31 protein-coding genes are annotated in these 16579 nt (G+C 41.0%); all 31 read left to right on the top strand.

Annotated elements, in window-relative coordinates; genetic code table 11:
- Window positions 1-167: 167 nt before the first annotated feature.
- A complete protein-coding gene (locus ACHBID_RS09795; RefSeq protein WP_394732216.1) occupies window positions 168-713 on the top strand; it encodes a nucleotidyltransferase family protein in 546 nt (181 codons plus the stop codon).
- 89 nt (window positions 714-802) lie between these two features.
- On the top strand, window positions 803-1276 hold the full coding sequence (locus ACHBID_RS09790) for a sigma-70 family RNA polymerase sigma factor (RefSeq protein WP_248051104.1): 474 nt from the start codon (window positions 803-805) through the stop codon (window positions 1274-1276).
- Between the two features lie 266 nt (window positions 1277-1542).
- A complete protein-coding gene (gene rpsJ / locus ACHBID_RS09785) occupies window positions 1543-1851 on the top strand; it encodes a 30S ribosomal protein S10 (protein ID WP_002939332.1) in 309 nt (102 codons plus the stop codon).
- A gap of 110 nt (window positions 1852-1961) precedes the next feature.
- Window positions 1962-2588 carry a 50S ribosomal protein L3 gene (gene rplC / locus ACHBID_RS09780; protein WP_024415739.1) on the top strand — a complete coding sequence of 209 codons (627 nt, stop codon included), beginning with the start codon at window positions 1962-1964 and terminating at the stop codon, window positions 2586-2588.
- Window positions 2589-2612: 24 nt separating this feature from the next.
- Window positions 2613-3236, top strand: a complete 624-nt coding sequence (rplD, locus tag ACHBID_RS09775; RefSeq protein WP_004195490.1) for a 50S ribosomal protein L4 — start codon at window positions 2613-2615, stop codon at window positions 3234-3236.
- On the top strand, window positions 3236-3535 hold the full coding sequence (locus ACHBID_RS09770) for a 50S ribosomal protein L23 (protein WP_004195491.1): 300 nt from the start codon (window positions 3236-3238) through the stop codon (window positions 3533-3535). Before rplD ends, ACHBID_RS09770 begins: the two co-directional genes overlap by 1 nt.
- 17 nt (window positions 3536-3552) lie before the next feature.
- The gene (gene rplB / locus ACHBID_RS09765; protein WP_002936663.1) at window positions 3553-4386 is read left to right on the top strand and encodes a 50S ribosomal protein L2; all 834 of its coding nucleotides are present in this window, start codon (window positions 3553-3555) and stop codon (window positions 4384-4386) included.
- A gap of 250 nt (window positions 4387-4636) precedes the next feature.
- Entirely contained in the window at window positions 4637-4918 is a 282-nt protein-coding gene (gene rpsS, locus ACHBID_RS09760; protein ID WP_000533766.1) for a 30S ribosomal protein S19, read from the top strand.
- 17 nt (window positions 4919-4935) lie between these two features.
- Window positions 4936-5280: a 50S ribosomal protein L22 gene (rplV, locus tag ACHBID_RS09755; RefSeq protein WP_002936662.1), complete on the top strand. Its 345-nt coding sequence runs from the start codon at window positions 4936-4938 to the stop codon at window positions 5278-5280.
- Between the two features lie 12 nt (window positions 5281-5292).
- Window positions 5293-5946 carry a 30S ribosomal protein S3 gene (gene rpsC / locus ACHBID_RS09750; RefSeq protein WP_002936661.1) on the top strand — a complete coding sequence of 218 codons (654 nt, stop codon included), beginning with the start codon at window positions 5293-5295 and terminating at the stop codon, window positions 5944-5946.
- Window positions 5947-5949: 3 nt separating this feature from the next.
- Window positions 5950-6363, top strand: coding sequence for a 50S ribosomal protein L16 (rplP, locus tag ACHBID_RS09745; protein WP_002936660.1), 414 nt, complete (start codon window positions 5950-5952; stop codon window positions 6361-6363).
- 9 nt (window positions 6364-6372) lie between these two features.
- Entirely contained in the window at window positions 6373-6579 is a 207-nt protein-coding gene (gene rpmC, locus ACHBID_RS09740) for a 50S ribosomal protein L29 (protein WP_002936659.1), read from the top strand.
- A gap of 23 nt (window positions 6580-6602) precedes the next feature.
- A complete protein-coding gene (gene rpsQ, locus ACHBID_RS09735; RefSeq protein ID WP_000440801.1) occupies window positions 6603-6863 on the top strand; it encodes a 30S ribosomal protein S17 in 261 nt (86 codons plus the stop codon).
- 24 nt (window positions 6864-6887) lie between these two features.
- Window positions 6888-7256: a 50S ribosomal protein L14 gene (gene rplN, locus ACHBID_RS09730; protein ID WP_002936658.1), complete on the top strand. Its 369-nt coding sequence runs from the start codon at window positions 6888-6890 to the stop codon at window positions 7254-7256.
- An 80-nt stretch (window positions 7257-7336) separates the two neighbouring features.
- A complete protein-coding gene (rplX, locus tag ACHBID_RS09725) occupies window positions 7337-7642 on the top strand; it encodes a 50S ribosomal protein L24 (protein ID WP_002936656.1) in 306 nt (101 codons plus the stop codon).
- A gap of 23 nt (window positions 7643-7665) precedes the next feature.
- Complete coding sequence (rplE, locus tag ACHBID_RS09720) at window positions 7666-8208, top strand: 50S ribosomal protein L5 (protein ID WP_002936653.1); 543 nt, start codon at window positions 7666-7668, stop codon at window positions 8206-8208.
- Between the two features lie 14 nt (window positions 8209-8222).
- A complete protein-coding gene (locus ACHBID_RS09715; RefSeq protein WP_002936651.1) occupies window positions 8223-8408 on the top strand; it encodes a type Z 30S ribosomal protein S14 in 186 nt (61 codons plus the stop codon).
- Between the two features lie 189 nt (window positions 8409-8597).
- The gene (rpsH, locus tag ACHBID_RS09710; protein WP_024532337.1) at window positions 8598-8996 is read left to right on the top strand and encodes a 30S ribosomal protein S8; all 399 of its coding nucleotides are present in this window, start codon (window positions 8598-8600) and stop codon (window positions 8994-8996) included.
- A gap of 281 nt (window positions 8997-9277) precedes the next feature.
- On the top strand, window positions 9278-9814 hold the full coding sequence (rplF, locus tag ACHBID_RS09705) for a 50S ribosomal protein L6 (RefSeq protein WP_394732217.1): 537 nt from the start codon (window positions 9278-9280) through the stop codon (window positions 9812-9814).
- Window positions 9815-9902: 88 nt separating this feature from the next.
- Window positions 9903-10259, top strand: coding sequence for a 50S ribosomal protein L18 (gene rplR / locus ACHBID_RS09700; protein ID WP_002936641.1), 357 nt, complete (start codon window positions 9903-9905; stop codon window positions 10257-10259).
- Window positions 10260-10277: 18 nt separating this feature from the next.
- The gene (gene rpsE / locus ACHBID_RS09695; protein WP_105111775.1) at window positions 10278-10772 is read left to right on the top strand and encodes a 30S ribosomal protein S5; all 495 of its coding nucleotides are present in this window, start codon (window positions 10278-10280) and stop codon (window positions 10770-10772) included.
- A 14-nt stretch (window positions 10773-10786) separates the two neighbouring features.
- The gene (gene rpmD, locus ACHBID_RS09690; protein ID WP_002936638.1) at window positions 10787-10969 is read left to right on the top strand and encodes a 50S ribosomal protein L30; all 183 of its coding nucleotides are present in this window, start codon (window positions 10787-10789) and stop codon (window positions 10967-10969) included.
- A gap of 143 nt (window positions 10970-11112) precedes the next feature.
- Window positions 11113-11553, top strand: coding sequence for a 50S ribosomal protein L15 (rplO, locus tag ACHBID_RS09685; protein WP_105107796.1), 441 nt, complete (start codon window positions 11113-11115; stop codon window positions 11551-11553).
- Window positions 11554-11566: 13 nt separating this feature from the next.
- Window positions 11567-12877: a preprotein translocase subunit SecY gene (gene secY / locus ACHBID_RS09680; RefSeq protein WP_105122396.1), complete on the top strand. Its 1311-nt coding sequence runs from the start codon at window positions 11567-11569 to the stop codon at window positions 12875-12877.
- 93 nt (window positions 12878-12970) lie between these two features.
- Complete coding sequence (locus tag ACHBID_RS09675) at window positions 12971-13612, top strand: adenylate kinase (protein ID WP_105122395.1); 642 nt, start codon at window positions 12971-12973, stop codon at window positions 13610-13612.
- Window positions 13613-13733: 121 nt separating this feature from the next.
- Complete coding sequence (infA, locus tag ACHBID_RS09670) at window positions 13734-13952, top strand: translation initiation factor IF-1 (RefSeq protein WP_002936627.1); 219 nt, start codon at window positions 13734-13736, stop codon at window positions 13950-13952.
- 24 nt (window positions 13953-13976) lie between these two features.
- Window positions 13977-14093 (top strand): 50S ribosomal protein L36, encoded by a 117-nt coding sequence (gene rpmJ, locus ACHBID_RS09665; protein ID WP_001808836.1) that lies wholly within the window; start codon window positions 13977-13979, stop codon window positions 14091-14093.
- A gap of 19 nt (window positions 14094-14112) precedes the next feature.
- Window positions 14113-14478, top strand: a complete 366-nt coding sequence (gene rpsM / locus ACHBID_RS09660; RefSeq protein WP_002936622.1) for a 30S ribosomal protein S13 — start codon at window positions 14113-14115, stop codon at window positions 14476-14478.
- A gap of 17 nt (window positions 14479-14495) precedes the next feature.
- Window positions 14496-14879: a 30S ribosomal protein S11 gene (rpsK, locus tag ACHBID_RS09655; RefSeq protein ID WP_004195509.1), complete on the top strand. Its 384-nt coding sequence runs from the start codon at window positions 14496-14498 to the stop codon at window positions 14877-14879.
- Between the two features lie 44 nt (window positions 14880-14923).
- Window positions 14924-15862, top strand: coding sequence for a DNA-directed RNA polymerase subunit alpha (locus ACHBID_RS09650; protein ID WP_105111778.1), 939 nt, complete (start codon window positions 14924-14926; stop codon window positions 15860-15862).
- A 15-nt stretch (window positions 15863-15877) separates the two neighbouring features.
- Window positions 15878-16264 (top strand): 50S ribosomal protein L17, encoded by a 387-nt coding sequence (rplQ, locus tag ACHBID_RS09645; RefSeq protein WP_024532345.1) that lies wholly within the window; start codon window positions 15878-15880, stop codon window positions 16262-16264.
- The last annotated feature ends 315 nt before the right edge of the window (window positions 16265-16579 follow it).

Raw genomic sequence — 16579 nt, 5'->3', positions numbered from 1 at the left:
GGGTGGACCTTTTTATCATGAATTTGAAAACCAAAGAACGAATTAAGGTCCGGTGAATATTTTGAACTGCTCCCCGTCGTTAGAATGATATTTCTAGCGATTTTTTCTTATGGAAGCTCGTAAAAATAACACTAAAATCAATGAACAACTTGAAGGTAGAGGATTGTATGAAAGATGAGTTAGAAAGATATTTGTTAAAAGACCCTGATATCAATAGGATTTTGGAGATAGTAAAGGATTTAGACTTAGCTGATTCATGGATTTGTGCGGGAACAATTCGTAATTTTATCTGGAATCATTACCATTTTGATAAAAATACGGATGTTGATCTTATTTTTTACGATGAGCAAGTGTCGTATCAAGCAACAAAAGAAATAGAAGTAAATTTGCGTCAAAGATATCCGGAATATCAGTGGGAAGTTAAGAATCAAGTATTTATGCACATTCGTAGCCCGGATACCTCTCCTTATCAATCGTCAAAAGATGCAATAGAAAAATTTCCTGAAAGGTGTACCGCAATTGGTGTTCGTCAGACAGAGAAAGGGGATATAGAACTATTTGCACCTTATGGATTGACCGATATTTATAATTATTTGGTGCGACCAACTCCTCATTTTATTGGCAATTCTAAACGTATGGATGTATATGAGAAGAGAGTAAAAAAGAAAAACTGGAAAGAACAATGGCCTGTAATAACCATAGAATACGATTGATAAACTATCTTCATTAAAAATAGACAAAAATGTCCTGTATAAAGTTAGCTCTTTTCGATAAACTTAAACCATCAAACAAAGGAGATAGGATGATGGAATTTGAAAAGGTCTATGATTGCGTAAAAGGAATTGTTAACAAGGCTCGTAAAGAGTTTTATATCAAACTGTGGGACAGAGATGACTGGGAGCAGGAAGGCATGATAACCTTGTTTGAATTATTGGAGGATCAACCATGGTTGATTGGGGAAAGAGCCCAGTTGTATTGTTATTTCAAGGTTAAATTCAGAAATCGGATTAAGGACTATGTTCGCAGACAGGAAAGTAAAAAGCGCAAGTTTGACCGAATGCCTCATGAAGACATACATGAACTATCACAAGTAATACAATCGCCAGGTTTAGTCAATGACGAGCTATTGTTGTTGAGAGGTGCCTTGAGAGATTATCGGAAAAATTTGTCCATGGACCAATTGGAAAATTATGAAAAACTAATTAGTGGTCAGAGTTTCAATGGTCGTAAGAATATGCTTAGAGATTTACAAGAACATTTAAAGGACTTTCGATGATTGTTTTCTACTAATGCTATAAGAATAATGGCGATAGAATACACGAACCGCCTCCCAAAACAGAAGTCTTGGGATTTTTTAAATTTTTAAGTAAAAACTCTTGCACATGCAGGAGTTTTTTGATATCATGTTCTAGTGCCGTAAAAATTACGGTTGTAGCTTTGATGCAAGAGGTTGCGACACGCTCGGTTGCATTGCCACGCGACTCGTGTTGGTTTTCTTGTGGAGCTAGCCTATTATCTTAAATAGACGAAAAGGAGAAAAAGATGGCAAACAAAAAAATCCGCATCCGCTTGAAAGCGTACGAACACCGTACACTTGATACAGCAGCTGCAAAAATCGTTGAAACTGCAACACGTACAGGTGCTCAAGTAGCAGGTCCAGTTCCACTTCCAACAGAACGTAGCCTCTACACAATCATCCGTGCGACTCACAAGTATAAAGATTCTCGTGAGCAGTTCGAAATGCGTACACACAAACGTTTGATCGACATCATCAACCCAACTCAAAAAACAGTTGATGCCTTGATGAAATTGGATCTTCCAAGTGGTGTAAACGTAGAAATCAAATTGTAATCTGATTTCTAATCGAGCACAGGATAAACTCTGTGTATCTTGGTTTGAGCATGAAAAACGCTCGTTAAAAACTTTTTAAATACAAAATTAAGAAAAGGAATATTTTTCTCATGACAAAAGGAATCTTAGGGAAAAAAGTGGGAATGACTCAAATCTTCACTGAATCTGGTGAATTTATCCCTGTAACTGTCATCGAAGCAACTCCAAACGTTGTTCTTCAAGTGAAAACAGTTGAAACTGATGGTTATGCAGCAGTTCAAGTTGGTTTTGATGACAAACGTGAAGTATTGAGCAACAAACCTGCCAAAGGCCATGTAGCTAAAGCTAACACAGCTCCTAAGCGCTTCATTCGTGAATTCAAAAACATTGAAGGCTTGGAAGTTGGACAAGAAATTACAGTTGAAACTTTCGCAGCTGGTGATGTTGTTGATGTAACTGGTACATCTAAAGGTAAAGGATTCCAAGGTGTTATCAAACGCCATGGTCAATCACGTGGTCCTATGGCTCACGGTTCTCGTCACCACCGTCGTCCAGGTTCTATGGGTCCTATTGAACCTAGCCGTGTATTCAAAGGTAAAAACCTTGCAGGTCGCATGGGCGGCAACCGTGTAACAATTCAAAACCTTGAAGTTGTACAAGTTGTTCCAGAAAAGAACGTTATCCTTATCAAAGGTAACGTACCAGGTGCTAAGAAATCTCTTATCACTATCAAGTCAGCAGTTAAAGCTGGTAAATAATAAGGAAAGGGGAAATCAGTCGAAATGGCAAACGTAACATTATTTGACCAAACTGGTAAACAAGCTGGTGAAGTAGTTCTTAACGATGCGATCTTTGGTATCGAGCCAAACCAAGCAGTTGTATTTGATGTAATCATCAGCCAACGTGCTAGCCTTCGTCAAGGTACTCACGCAGTTAAAAACCGTTCAGCAGTCTCAGGTGGCGGACGCAAACCATGGCGTCAAAAAGGAACTGGACGTGCTCGTCAAGGTTCTATCCGTTCACCACAATGGCGTGGCGGTGGCGTAGTCTTCGGACCGACTCCACGTTCATACGCGTACAAACTTCCACAAAAAGTTCGTCGCTTGGCACTTAAATCTGTTTACTCAGAAAAAGTTGCTGAAAACAAATTTGTAGCTGTTAACTCACTTGAATTCACAGCTCCAAAAACTGCTGAATTTGCAAAAGTACTTGCAGCATTGAGCATTGATTCTAAAGTCCTTGTTATTCTTGAAGAAGGCAACGAATTCGCAGCTCTTTCTGCTCGTAACATCCCAGGAGTTAAAGTTGCAACTGCAACAACTGCAAGCGTACTTGACATCGCAAATGCAGACAAACTTCTTGTAACTCAAGCAGCTATCTCTAAAATTGAGGAGGTTCTTGCATAATGAATTTGTATGATGTTATCAAAAAACCTGTCATCACAGAAAGCTCAATGGGCCAACTCGAAGCAGGCAAGTATGTATTTGAAGTTGACACTCGTGCGCACAAACTCTTGATCAAGCAAGCTGTTGAAGCTGCATTCGAGGGTGTTAAAGTTGCAAATGTTAACACAATCAACGTGAAACCTAAAACAAAACGCGTAGGTCGTTATGTAGGTCGCACAAACAAAGTGAAAAAAGCAATCATCACATTGGCTGCTGATTCAAAAGCGATCGAATTGTTCGCTACAGCTGACGCTGAATAATCAAAGGAGGAATTAACGTGGGTATTAAAGTTTATAAACCAACGACAAATGGCCGTCGTAACATGACTTCTTTGGACTTCGCTGAAATCACAACAAGCACTCCAGAAAAAAGCTTGCTTGTTGCTTTGAAGAGCAAAGCTGGTCGTAACAACAATGGTCGCATCACTGTTCGTCACCAAGGTGGCGGTCACAAACGTTTCTACCGTTTGGTAGACTTCAAACGTAACAAAGATGGCGTTGAAGCAATCGTTAAAACTATCGAGTACGATCCAAACCGTTCAGCAAACATCGCTCTTGTACACTACACAGACGGTGTTAAAGCTTACATCATCGCTCCTAAAGGTCTTGAAGTTGGTCAACGCATCGTTTCAGGTCCAGAAGCAGATATCAAAGTTGGTAACGCACTTCCACTTGCAAACATCCCAGTTGGTACTGTTGTTCACAACATCGAGTTGAAACCAGGTCGCGGTGGTGAGTTGGTTCGTGCTGCTGGTGCATCTGCACAGGTTCTTGGTCAAGAAGGTAAATACGTTCTTGTTCGTCTTCAATCAGGTGAAGTTCGTATGATCCTTGGCACTTGCCGTGCTACTGTTGGTACTGTAGGTAACGAACAACATGGCCTTGTTAACCTTGGTAAAGCAGGTCGTAGCCGTTGGAAAGGTATCCGTCCAACAGTTCGCGGTTCTGTAATGAACCCTAACGATCACCCACACGGTGGTGGTGAAGGTAAAGCACCAGTTGGTCGTAAAGCACCATCTACACCATGGGGTAAACCAGCTCTTGGTTTGAAAACTCGTAACAAGAAAGCTAAATCTGACAAACTTATCGTTCGTCGTCGCAACCAAAAATAATCTATTCTTAGTTGCTTAGCAATCTATATCATCCGCCAACTCGGTAGGGTTTGTTATGGACTGACTATTCCAGCACCTCAGTTTGATTGAAATGCCAGTTTGACGCAGTGGTTGATTGCAGTTTCTAGTAGCTTAGCTACGTCGAAACTTCTAATCAACTGTGCGGGGGCAGGACAACGAACACGGTAACTGGGGTTCTGTCCAGCTCCCAAGCCGCTGTGGTACATATTTTAAAGGAGAAAATACTAAAATGGGACGTAGTCTTAAAAAAGGACCTTTCGTCGATGAGCATTTGATGAAAAAAGTTGAAGCTCAAGCAAACGACGAAAAGAAAAAAGTAATTAAAACTTGGTCACGTCGTTCAACGATCTTCCCAAGTTTCATCGGTTATACAATAGCAGTTTACGATGGACGTAAACACGTACCTGTATACATTCAAGAAGACATGGTAGGTCACAAACTTGGTGAATTTGCACCAACTCGTACTTACAAAGGTCATGCTGCTGACGACAAGAAAACTCGTCGTAAATAATTTAGGAGGAAAACACAATGGCAGAAATTACTTCAGCTAAAGCAACTGCTCGCACAGTACGTGTTTCACCTCGTAAATCACGTCTTGTCTTGGATAACATCCGTGGCAAAAGCGTAGCAGACGCAATCGCAATCTTGAAATTCACACCAAACAAAGCTGCAGGCATTATCGAGGGAGTTTTGAACTCAGCAATCGCTAACGCTGAAAACAACTTTGGTTTGGAAAAAGCTAACTTGGTAGTCAGCGAAGCATTCGCAAACGAAGGACCAACGTTGAAACGTTTCCGTCCACGTGCGAAAGGTTCTGCTTCACCAATCAACAAACGCACAGCTCACATCACAGTAGTTGTGGCAGAGAAATAAGGAGGTAAAAACGTGGGTCAAAAAGTACATCCAATTGGTATGCGTGTTGGCATCATCCGTGATTGGGATGCTAAATGGTATGCTGAAAAAGAATACGCGGATTACCTTCATGAAGATCTTGCAATCCGCAACTTTATCAAAAAAGAATTGGCTGATGCGTCAACATCAACAATCGAAATCGAACGTGCTGTAAACAAAGTTATCGTTTCTATCCACACTGCTAAACCAGGTATGGTTATCGGTAAAGCTGGTAGCAACGTTGATGCACTTCGTGCTCAATTGAACAAATTGACTGGTAAGCAAGTACACATCAACATCATCGAAATCAAACAACCTGATTTGGATGCACACCTTGTTGGTGAGTCTATCGCTCGTCAATTGGAGCAACGTGTGGCATTCCGCCGTGCTCAAAAACAAGCTATCCAACGTGCAATGCGCGCTGGTGCAAAAGGTATCAAAACACAAGTTTCTGGTCGTTTGAACGGTGCTGATATTGCCCGTGCAGAAGGCTATTCAGAAGGAACTGTTCCTCTTCATACACTTCGTGCGGATATCGACTACGCTTGGGAAGAAGCTTTGACAACTTACGGTAAACTTGGTGTTAAAGTATGGATCTACCGTGGTGAAGTTCTTCCAGCTCGTAAAAACACTAAAGGAGGTAAATAACAAATGTTAGTACCTAAACGTGTAAAACACCGTCGTGAATTCCGTGGAAAAATGCGCGGTGAAGCTAAAGGTGGAAAACAAGTAGACTTTGGTCAATACGGTCTTCAAGCAACTACTAGCTCATGGATTACAAACCGCCAAATCGAAGCTGCCCGTATCGCTATGACGCGTTACATGAAACGTGGTGGTAAAGTTTGGATTAAGATCTTCCCACACAAATCATACACTGCTAAAGCTATCGGTGTACGTATGGGTTCTGGTAAAGGTGCTCCTGAAGGTTGGGTAGCTCCAGTTAAACGCGGTAAGGTTATGTTTGAAGTAGCTGGCGTTTCTGAAGAAATCGCACGTGAAGCATTCCGCCTTGCAGGTCACAAATTGCCAGTTAAAGTTAAATTCGTAAAACGTGAAGCAGAATAAGGAGAAGACATGAAACTTCAAGAAATTAAAGATTTTGTAAAAGAACTTCGTGGCCTTTCTCAAGAAGAACTTGCTAAGAAAGAAAACGAATTGAAGAAAGAACTCTTCGAACTTCGTTTCCAAGCTGCTGCTGGTCAACTTGAGCAAACTGCTCGTTTGAACGAAGTGAAGAAACAAATTGCACGTATCAAAACTGTGCAATCTGAAACTAAATAATAGATTGGGAAAGGAGAATTTCAATGGAACGCAATAATCGTAAAGTTCTTGTTGGACGCGTAGTATCTGACAAAATGGACAAAACAATCACAGTTGTAGTTGAAACTAAACGTAACCACCCAGTCTATGGTAAACGTATTAACTACTCTAAAAAGTACAAAGCTCATGATGAAAACAATGTTGCTAAAGAAGGCGATATCGTTCGTATCATGGAAACTCGCCCACTTTCAGCTACAAAACGTTTCCGTCTTGTAGAAGTTGTGGAAGAGGCAGTTATCATTTAATCAACCTGAAAGGAGAAAATTGACATGATTCAAACAGAAACTCGTTTGAAAGTTGCTGACAACAGTGGCGCACGTGAAATCTTGACAATCAAAGTTCTTGGTGGTTCAGGACGTAAATTCGCGAACATCGGCGACATCATCGTTGCTTCAGTAAAACAAGCTACTCCTGGTGGTGCGGTTAAAAAAGGTGACGTTGTTAAAGCCGTTATCGTTCGTACTAAGACAGGTGCTCGTCGTGCTGATGGTTCATACATCAAATTCGATGAGAATGCTGCAGTTATCATCCGTGAAGACAAAAACCCTCGCGGAACTCGTATCTTTGGCCCGGTGGCACGCGAATTGCGTGATGGCGGTTTCATGAAAATCGTTTCATTGGCACCAGAAGTACTTTAATCTAACAAACTAAGTCCCCTGTTATCTCACCAGAGTAACAGGGTGCCCATTAGGGCGTAAGAAATCATAGGAGAAATCAAATGTTTGTAAAAAAAGGCGATAAAGTTCGCGTAATCGCTGGTAAAGACAAAGGCGTTGAAGCAGTTGTCGTAACAGCACTTCCAAAAGTAAACAAAGTTATTGTTGAAGGTGTTAACATCGTTAAGAAACACCAAAAACCAAACAGCGAAAACCCTCAAGGCGCTATCGTTGAAAAAGAAGCTCCAATCCATGTGTCAAACGTTCAAGTTCTTGACAAAAATGGTGTTGCAGGACGCGTTGGTTACAAGTTTGTAGACGGCAAAAAAGTTCGTTACAACAAAAAATCAGGCGAAGTGCTTGATTAATCACGAAGGAAAGGAGAAGTATAATGGCAAATCGTTTAAAAGAAAAATATCTTAATGAAGTAGTTCCTGCTTTGACTGAACAATTTAACTATTCTTCAGTTATGGCTGTGCCAAAAGTTGATAAGATCGTTTTGAACATGGGTGTTGGTGACGCTGTTTCTAACGCTAAAAACCTTGAGAAAGCTGCTCAAGAATTGGCTTTGATCTCAGGTCAAAAACCACTTATCACTAAAGCTAAGAAATCAATCGCCGGCTTCCGTCTTCGTGAGGGTGTTGCGATCGGTGCGAAAGTAACTCTTCGTGGCGAACGTATGTATGAGTTCTTGGACAAATTGGTTACAGTTTCACTTCCACGTGTACGTGACTTCCACGGTGTACCAACTAAGTCATTTGACGGACGTGGTAACTACACACTTGGTGTGAAAGAGCAATTGATCTTCCCAGAAATCAACTTCGATGATGTTGATAAAACTCGCGGTATGGATATCGTTATCGTTACAACTGCTAACACTGACGAAGAATCACGTGCATTGCTTACTGGCCTTGGTATGCCGTTTGCAAAATAAGAGGGAGAGAATAAATGGCTAAAAAATCAATGATCGCTAAGAACAAACGCCCAGCTAAGTTCTCTACACAAGCTTACACACGCTGTGAAAAATGTGGACGTCCACACTCAGTTTACCGCAAATTCAAATTGTGCCGTGTATGCTTCCGCGACTTGGCTTACCTTGGACAAATTCCTGGCGTAACAAAAGCTTCTTGGTAAGAATAACTTGCTATTCCGTTGCGAATCGTCGTCAGCACTTCTTGCTGTACGCTAGTACTGCCTACAAAGTGCCTTCTAGTCTTGTTTCGGACTAGCAACTTATTCTATATACACTTATCACTAGTCCGCAAGGACATCATTAACTAGCAAGTGACTAGATCAAACTGCTAGTAAGAGGAGAAACAACAAATGGTTATGACTGACCCAATTGCAGATTTTTTGACACGTATTCGTAACGCTAACCAAGCTAAACACGAAGTGCTTGAAGTTCCTGCATCAAACATTAAAAAAGGCATTGCTACAATCCTTAAAAACGAAGGTTTTGTAAAAAACGTTGAATTCATCGAAGATGACAAACAAGGCATCATCCGTGTATTCTTGAAATACGGACCAAACGGTGAAAAAGTTATCACTAACTTGAAACGCGTTTCAAAACCAGGTCTTCGTGTTTACTCAAAACGTGAAGATATTCCAAAAGTTCTTAACGGACTTGGTATCGCAATCATCTCAACATCAGAAGGTCTTTTGACTGACAAACAAGCTCGTCAAAAGAACGTTGGTGGAGAGGTTGTCGCCTACGTTTGGTAATCTTTTAGCTTCCAATTTCGTCATGTGCCTGTGTTAGAGCGTCTTGACATACTCAAGTAAGGTCTGCGTCGCTCTGCCTTGCCACATTTAGAAATTGAAACCTAAAAGGATGATACAAACGCGAGAGGACCAGCTCTTCGTGCATGTTCAAATCAGACTTACTGATTATTTAGTATCATGTAATCTGCTCAATTGAACACGGGCTATTGTCCGTGTTTAAATGAGCCCCCGTGAAAACTGGTCGCTTGACGGCCTGATAATTTAACAGGAGAATTAATAATATGTCACGTATTGGTAATAAAGTAATTACATTGCCTGCTGGTGTTGAGCTTGCTCAAAACAACGGTGTGGTAACTGTAAAAGGACCTAAAGGGGAATTGACTCGTGATTTCCCAACTGCTATTGAAATCCGTGTGGAAGGTACAGAAGTTACTCTTCACCGTCCAAACGATTCAAAAGAAATGAAGACTATTCACGGTACTAGCCGTGCTAACCTCAACAACATGGTTGTTGGTGTTTCTGAAGGCTTCAAAAAAGAACTTGAAATGCGTGGTGTCGGTTATCGTGCTCAATTGGCTGGTAACAAATTGACACTTGCTGTTGGTAAATCACATCCAGATGAAGTGGTTGCACCAGAAGGTATCACATTTGAAGTTCCAACACCAACACAAATCGTCGTGTCTGGTATCAACAAAGAAGTTGTTGGTCAAACAGCAGCTTATATCCGTAGCCTTCGTGCTCCTGAGCCATACAAAGGTAAAGGTATCCGCTACGTTGGTGAATTCGTTCGCCGTAAAGAAGGTAAAACAGGTAAATAATAGCTTGCAGAGGTGGCTTAGCCACCTGGCTGACTATTTCTCAAATTGTTTCGTAAGAAACAGAATCATACATTAAGAGGTGAATATTGTGATTTCAAAACCAGATAAAAACAAAATCCGCCAAAAACGCCACCGTCGCGTTCGCGGTAAAATCTCTGGAACTGCTGCTCGCCCACGTTTGAACATTTTCCGTTCTAATACAGGCATCTACGCTCAAGTGATTGATGACGTAGCGGGTGTAACGCTCGCAAGCGCTTCTACTCTTGATAAAGAAGTTTCAAAAGGTACTAAGACAGAACAAGCTGTTGTTGTAGGTAAACTCGTTGCTGAACGCGCGGTAGCTAAAGGTATTTCTGAAGTGGTCTTTGACCGCGGTGGATATCTCTATCACGGACGTGTGAAAGCTTTGGCTGAATCAGCTCGTGAAAACGGATTGAAATTCTAATAGGGAGGACACTAAGAAATGGCATTCAAAGATAACGCAGTTGAAATTGAAGAACGCGTAGTAGCCATCAACCGTGTTACAAAAGTTGTTAAAGGTGGACGTCGTCTTCGTTTTGCAGCTCTTGTGGTTGTTGGTGACCGTAACGGTCGCGTAGGTTTCGGTACTGGTAAAGCTCAAGAAGTACCAGAAGCTATCCGCAAAGCAGTTGAATCTGCTAAGAAAAACATGATCGAGGTACCAATGGTTGGTACAACTATTCCTCACGAAGTTCGTTCAGAATTCGGTGGAGCTCGTGTTATGTTGAAACCAGCTTCAGAAGGTTCTGGGGTTGCTGCCGGTGGTGCAACTCGTGCCGTAATCGAATTGGCTGGTATCGCTGATGTGACATCTAAGTCACTCGGTTCAAACACACCAATCAACATCGTTCGTGCAACTGTTGAAGGTTTGAAACAATTGAAACGTGCTGAAGAAGTGGCTGCACTTCGTGGCATCTCAGTTTCTGATTTAGCATAAGAAAGGAGATACTCATGGCTCAAATTAAAATTACTTTGACTAAGTCTCCAATCGGTCGCAAACCAGAGCAACGTAAAACAGTTGTTGCACTTGGACTTGGTAAATTGAACTCTTCAGTTGTTAAGGAAGATAACCCAGCTATTCTTGGAATGGTGAACGCTATCTCTCACTTGGTAACTGTTGAAGAAGTTAAGTAACTTATACTAAAGTTAACAATAAACAGACTAGGTCGCATGGAGAAATCTTTGCGACTTCTAGTCAATTTTGATAGAAGCGAGTTTGTGGGCGGCTTACTCTAACTCCCCACAGGCGCTAGCATATAAAAGAGGAGAAATATATAATGAAACTTCATGAATTGCAACCTGCAACAGGTTCACGTAAAGTCCGCAACCGTGTAGGTCGTGGTACATCATCAGGTAACGGTAAAACATCTGGCCGTGGTCAAAAAGGTCAAAAAGCTCGTAGCGGTGGCGGTGTTCGTCCTGGTTTTGAGGGTGGACAAACTCCATTGTTCCGTCGTCTTCCAAAACGTGGATTTACAAACATCAACGCTAAAGAATACGCAATCGTTAACCTTGATCAATTGAACGCTTTTGAAGATGGTGCTGAAGTAACACCAGTTGTACTTATCGAAGCTGGTATCGTTAAAGCTGAAAAATCAGGTGTTAAAATCCTTGGTAACGGCGAATTGACGAAGAAATTGACAGTGAAAGCTGCTAAATTCTCTAAATCAGCTGAAGAAGCAATCACTTCTAAAGGTGGCTCAGTAGAAGTCATCTAAGAGGTGACCGCCTATGTTTTTTAAACTTTTAACAGATGCTCTAAAAGTAAAAGCTGTTCGTAAGAAAATCTTATTTACAATTTTTATCCTTTTGGTGTTCAGGATTGGTACACATATCACCGTTCCTGGTGTCAATGCCAAAAGCTTAGAAGCATTGTCAAACGTTCCCTTCCTAAACATGATGAGTTTGGTTTCGGGTAACGCTTTGAAAAATTTCTCTGTTTTTGCACTGGGTGTCAGCCCTTATATCACGGCTTCGATTATTGTTCAACTGCTTCAGATGGACATTTTGCCGAAGTTTGTAGAGTGGGGCAAGCAGGGCGAGGTTGGTCGTCGGAAATTAAACCAGGCGACTCGCTATATTTCCTTGGTTTTGGCCTTTGTCCAATCCATGGGGATTATCGCCAGCTTTAATGCCCTATCAGGAGCACGACTGACCAATATGCCAATGACTTGGCAGACCTATCTTTTGCTGGGTTCTATCTTGGCAACCGGTTCTGTCATTGTGACTTGGTTGGGAGAACAAATTTCTGATAAGGGCTATGGTAACGGAACATCAATGATTATCTTTGCGGGAATCATTTCATCCTTGCCAGATACTTTTAGAGAAATTTATATCGACCGTTTTGTCAATATTGAGGCTAGTCGGATTACAGAATCCATCATTTATGTTGGACTTTTGATTGTACTCATCTTGTTTGTAGTCTACTTTACAACCTACATTCAACAAGCTGAATACAAGATTCCGATTCAATATACAAAACGTGCTCAAGGTGCGCCATCTAGCTCATATCTTCCCTTAAAATTGAATCCTGCAGGCGTTATCCCCGTTATCTTTGCCGGGTCTATCACTGCACTACCAAGTTCTTTGATTCAATTTTTTGCTAGTCAAAACAGAAGTGCGGGTTGGTTACTAGGTATTCAAGAGTATTTTGATTATTCCACTGTTAAAGGGATGCTGGTATATGCTGGATTGATTATCATTTTTACCTTTTTCTATACATTTGTACAGGTAAATCCTGAGAAAACGGCAGAGAGTCTTCAAAAAAGTGCGGCATATATCCACGGTGTTCGTCCAGGTAATGGAACGGAGAAGTATTTCTCTGTCCTGTTGAAACGTCTGGCGACAGTTGGTGCCTTGTTCTTGAGTTTTGTAGCCTTGTTACCAATTCTTGCTCAAAATATTTTTGGTCTTTCTTCCAATATTGCCTTCCTGGGTACTAGTTTGATTATCTTGATTATGACAAGTATCGAGGGTATCAAGCAATTGGAGGGATACCTTCTCAAGAGAAAATATGTAGGCTTTATGAACGTAACAGAATAGAATATAGGTTGACCTAGTCAACCTTCTATTTTGTTTTTAGATAAGTTTGTCAATTGTGGCAAATTTATGTGAAAACAAAATAAGGAGTTTGTCATGAATCTTTTAATTATGGGTTTGCCAGGTGCTGGTAAAGGGACTCAAGCGGCTAAGATTGTTGAAAAATTTAATGTTGCTCACATTTCTACAGGCGATATGTTCCGTGCTGCTATGGCTAATCAAACGGAAATGGGGTTACTTGCTAAATCGTATATCGACAAAGGCGACTTGGTTCCGGACGAAGTAACCAATGGTATCGTCAAAGAGCGTTTGGTGCAAGACGACATCAAGGAAAAAGGTTTCTTGCTAGATGGTTACCCACGTACGATTGAACAAGCGCATGCCTTGGATGCCAACCTAGCAGATCTAGGAATTGAACTTCAGGGTGTTATCAACATTGAAATCGATCCATCTAAATTGGTTGAGCGTCTTAGCGGTCGAATCATCCATAAAGAAACCGGTGAAACCTTCCATAAAATCTTTAACCCACCTGTTGGAGATTATAAAGAAGAAGATTTCTATCAGCGTGAAGATGATAAGCCTGAATCTGTTCAACGCCGTTTGGAGGTCAATATTGCCCAAGGTCAACCAATTATTGACCACTATCGTGCCAAAGGTTTGGTCCATGATATTGAGGGAGACCAAGACATCGAACTTGTTTTCCAAGCAATTGACACAGTCTTGTCAAATTTAAAATAATCTAATGGATTTGGCTTGCATTTTTCTTGTGAAAGTGATAAAATAGCCTAGTCTGACTTATAATTGTTACCTCTGTGTTCAGAGGGCATCAAATCGATATTTAGAGAGGGGATACTTTTGCATGGCAAAAGAAGATGTGATTGAAATTGAAGGCAAAGTAGTTGATACAATGCCAAATGCTATGTTTACTGTTGAGTTGGAAAATGGACACCAAGTCCTTGCAACTGTTTCTGGTAAAATCCGTAAGAACTACATTCGTATTTTGGTCGGAGACCGCGTAACTGTTGAGCTTAGTCCGTATGACTTGACTCGTGGACGTATCACATACCGCTTTAAATAGTCGAAATACTTGGAGGGATAAAACATGAAAGTAAGACCATCGGTCAAACCAATTTGCGAATACTGCAAAGTTATTCGTCGTAATGGTCGTGTTATGGTGATTTGCCCAGCAAACCCTAAACACAAGCAACGTCAAGGTTAAAATATAGAAAGGAGAAAACATGGCTCGTATTGCTGGAGTTGACATTCCAAATGACAAACGTGTAGTTATTTCATTGACATACGTATATGGTATCGGTCTTGCAACATCTAAAAAAATTCTTGCAGCTGCAGGCATTTCAGAAGATGTACGCGTGAAAGATTTGACATCAGATCAAGAAGATGCTATTCGTCGTGAAGTTGATGCAATCAAAGTTGAAGGTGACCTCCGTCGTGAAGTTAACTTGAACATTAAACGTTTGATGGAAATCGGTTCATACCGTGGTATCCGTCACCGTCGTGGACTTCCTGTCCGTGGACAAAACACTAAAAACAATGCCCGCACTCGTAAAGGTAAAGCTGTTGCGATCGCAGGTAAGAAAAAATAATATAGGAGGTAGAAAAATTGGCTAAACCAACACGTAAACGTCGTGTGAAAAAGAATATCGAATCTGGTATTGCACATATTCACGCTACATTTAATAACACTATTGTTATGATTACTGATGTGCATGGTAACGCTATTGCTTGGTCATCAGCTGGTGCTCTTGGTTTCAAAGGTTCTCGTAAATCTACACCATTCGCAGCTCAAATGGCTTCAGAAGCAGCTGCTAAATCTGCACAAGAACACGGTCTTAAAACAGTTGAAGTTACCGTTAAAGGCCCAGGTTCAGGTCGTGAGTCTGCTATCCGCGCTCTTGCTGCCGCTGGTCTTGAAGTAACAGCAATTCGTGATGTGACTCCTGTACCACACAATGGTGCTCGTCCTCCAAAACGTCGCCGTGTATAATCATACCAACCATACACAGCTTTTCGTTTAAGAGGGAGTAAGAAATGATTGAGTTTGAAAAACCAACAATAACAAAAATTGATGAAAATAAAGATTACGGCAGATTTGTAGTCGAACCGCTTGAACGTGGTTACGGAACAACTCTTGGTAACTCTCTTCGTCGTGTACTTCTTGCTTCACTTCCGGGTGCTGCAGTAACATCAATTAAGATTGATGGTGTACTCCACGAATTCGACACAGTTCCAGGTGTCCGTGAAGATGTTATGCAAATCATTCTTAACATCAAAGGCATTGCTGTAAAATCTTATGTCGAAGACGAAAAGAAAATTGAACTTGATGTAGTAGGTCCAGCTGCGGTAACAGCAGGTGATATTCTTACAGATAGTGATATTGAAATTGTAAATCCTGATCATTATCTCTTCACAATTGCTGAAGGTGCAACATTTAAAGCGATTTTAACTGTAAATGCAGGTCGCGGTTATGTACCAGCTGAAGGCAATAAGAAAGATGATGCACCAGTAGGTACACTTGCGGTAGATTCAATCTATACGCCAGTTACAAAAGTCAATTATCAAGTTGAGCCAGCTCGTGTTGGTAGCAACGATGGATTTGACAAATTGACACTTGAAATCAGTACAAACGGTACAATTATTCCTGAAGATGCACTTGGGCTTTCTGCTCGTATCTTGATGGAGCACTTGGGTCTCTTTACAGATTTGACTGAAGTTGCAAAATCAGCTGAAGTGATGAAAGAATCTGAAACAGCATCTGATGACCGTATGCTTGATCGTACGATCGAAGAATTGGATCTTTCTGTTCGCTCATACAACTGTCTTAAACGTGCAGGCATCAATACTGTGTTTGACTTGACAGAGAAAACTGAGCCAGAAATGATGAAAGTGCGCAATCTGGGCCGTAAGAGTCTTGAGGAAGTGAAGATTAAACTTGCTGAACTCGGTCTTGGATTGAAAAATGATAAATAAATATAGGAGGAAATCATGGCATACCGTAAACTAGGACGCACTAGCTCACAACGTAAAGCAATGTTGCGCGATTTGACAACTGACCTTTTGATCAACGAATCAATCGTTACAACTGAAGCTCGTGCTAAAGAAATCCGTAAAACAGTTGAAAAAATGATCACACTTGGTAAACGTGGTGACTTGCACGCACGTCGTCAAGCTGCTGCATTTGTTCGTAACGAAATTGCATCTGAAAACTACGATGAAGCAACTGATAAGTACACAGCTACTACAGCTCTTCAAAAATTGTTCTCAGAAATCGCACCTCGTTATGCTGAGCGCAATGGTGGATACACTCGTATCCTTAAAACTGAACCACGTCGTGGTGATGCTGCCCCAATGGCAATTATCGAACTTGTATAAGATCATCAATTTTGTTGAGTGTTATGATGATGGAAGAGAAATCTTCTTAGTCTAGCTCTGGTCTACCGCTGGGCCTGCCCCAGCGGTAACACTCATCATATTGATTTGACGCTTGTTTACGAAATTACTCTAAGCTAGAATAATTTCGTAAGCAGGCGTTTTTTAGCTCTTGTTAACTATGAATGTCGGAGAATTCTTGTGATTCGTAACCGCCCAATAACAAAGTATATTGAAAAGGCTCCAAAGTCCTATCGACTCTGGAACCTTTTTCTATTTACATGCTCTCTTAATTTTTTCCTTCCATGGCAAATAAGC

Origin of the sequence: Streptococcus sp. A25 (assembly GCF_043674095.1) — a bacterium.
GTDB classification, from domain to species: domain Bacteria; phylum Bacillota; class Bacilli; order Lactobacillales; family Streptococcaceae; genus Streptococcus; species Streptococcus suis_V.
This window is presented reverse-complemented; position numbering and strand designations above follow the sequence as displayed.

Coding starts and splice junctions, on each gene's coding strand:
- ACHBID_RS09795 (WP_394732216.1), top strand. CDS start 168: ATGAAAGATGAGTTAGAAAGATATTTGTTAAAAGACCCTGATATCAAT.
- ACHBID_RS09790 (WP_248051104.1), top strand. CDS start 803: ATGATGGAATTTGAAAAGGTCTATGATTGCGTAAAAGGAATTGTTAAC.
- rpsJ (WP_002939332.1), top strand. CDS start 1,543: ATGGCAAACAAAAAAATCCGCATCCGCTTGAAAGCGTACGAACACCGT.
- rplC (WP_024415739.1), top strand. CDS start 1,962: ATGACAAAAGGAATCTTAGGGAAAAAAGTGGGAATGACTCAAATCTTC.
- rplD (WP_004195490.1), top strand. CDS start 2,613: ATGGCAAACGTAACATTATTTGACCAAACTGGTAAACAAGCTGGTGAA.
- ACHBID_RS09770 (WP_004195491.1), top strand. CDS start 3,236: ATGAATTTGTATGATGTTATCAAAAAACCTGTCATCACAGAAAGCTCA.
- rpsS (WP_000533766.1), top strand. CDS start 4,637: ATGGGACGTAGTCTTAAAAAAGGACCTTTCGTCGATGAGCATTTGATG.
- rplV (WP_002936662.1), top strand. CDS start 4,936: ATGGCAGAAATTACTTCAGCTAAAGCAACTGCTCGCACAGTACGTGTT.
- rplP (WP_002936660.1), top strand. CDS start 5,950: ATGTTAGTACCTAAACGTGTAAAACACCGTCGTGAATTCCGTGGAAAA.
- rpmC (WP_002936659.1), top strand. CDS start 6,373: ATGAAACTTCAAGAAATTAAAGATTTTGTAAAAGAACTTCGTGGCCTT.
- rpsQ (WP_000440801.1), top strand. CDS start 6,603: ATGGAACGCAATAATCGTAAAGTTCTTGTTGGACGCGTAGTATCTGAC.
- rplN (WP_002936658.1), top strand. CDS start 6,888: ATGATTCAAACAGAAACTCGTTTGAAAGTTGCTGACAACAGTGGCGCA.
- rplX (WP_002936656.1), top strand. CDS start 7,337: ATGTTTGTAAAAAAAGGCGATAAAGTTCGCGTAATCGCTGGTAAAGAC.
- rplE (WP_002936653.1), top strand. CDS start 7,666: ATGGCAAATCGTTTAAAAGAAAAATATCTTAATGAAGTAGTTCCTGCT.
- ACHBID_RS09715 (WP_002936651.1), top strand. CDS start 8,223: ATGGCTAAAAAATCAATGATCGCTAAGAACAAACGCCCAGCTAAGTTC.
- rpsH (WP_024532337.1), top strand. CDS start 8,598: ATGGTTATGACTGACCCAATTGCAGATTTTTTGACACGTATTCGTAAC.
- rplF (WP_394732217.1), top strand. CDS start 9,278: ATGTCACGTATTGGTAATAAAGTAATTACATTGCCTGCTGGTGTTGAG.
- rpsE (WP_105111775.1), top strand. CDS start 10,278: ATGGCATTCAAAGATAACGCAGTTGAAATTGAAGAACGCGTAGTAGCC.
- rpmD (WP_002936638.1), top strand. CDS start 10,787: ATGGCTCAAATTAAAATTACTTTGACTAAGTCTCCAATCGGTCGCAAA.
- rplO (WP_105107796.1), top strand. CDS start 11,113: ATGAAACTTCATGAATTGCAACCTGCAACAGGTTCACGTAAAGTCCGC.
- secY (WP_105122396.1), top strand. CDS start 11,567: ATGTTTTTTAAACTTTTAACAGATGCTCTAAAAGTAAAAGCTGTTCGT.
- ACHBID_RS09675 (WP_105122395.1), top strand. CDS start 12,971: ATGAATCTTTTAATTATGGGTTTGCCAGGTGCTGGTAAAGGGACTCAA.
- infA (WP_002936627.1), top strand. CDS start 13,734: ATGGCAAAAGAAGATGTGATTGAAATTGAAGGCAAAGTAGTTGATACA.
- rpmJ (WP_001808836.1), top strand. CDS start 13,977: ATGAAAGTAAGACCATCGGTCAAACCAATTTGCGAATACTGCAAAGTT.
- rpsM (WP_002936622.1), top strand. CDS start 14,113: ATGGCTCGTATTGCTGGAGTTGACATTCCAAATGACAAACGTGTAGTT.
- ACHBID_RS09650 (WP_105111778.1), top strand. CDS start 14,924: ATGATTGAGTTTGAAAAACCAACAATAACAAAAATTGATGAAAATAAA.
- rplQ (WP_024532345.1), top strand. CDS start 15,878: ATGGCATACCGTAAACTAGGACGCACTAGCTCACAACGTAAAGCAATG.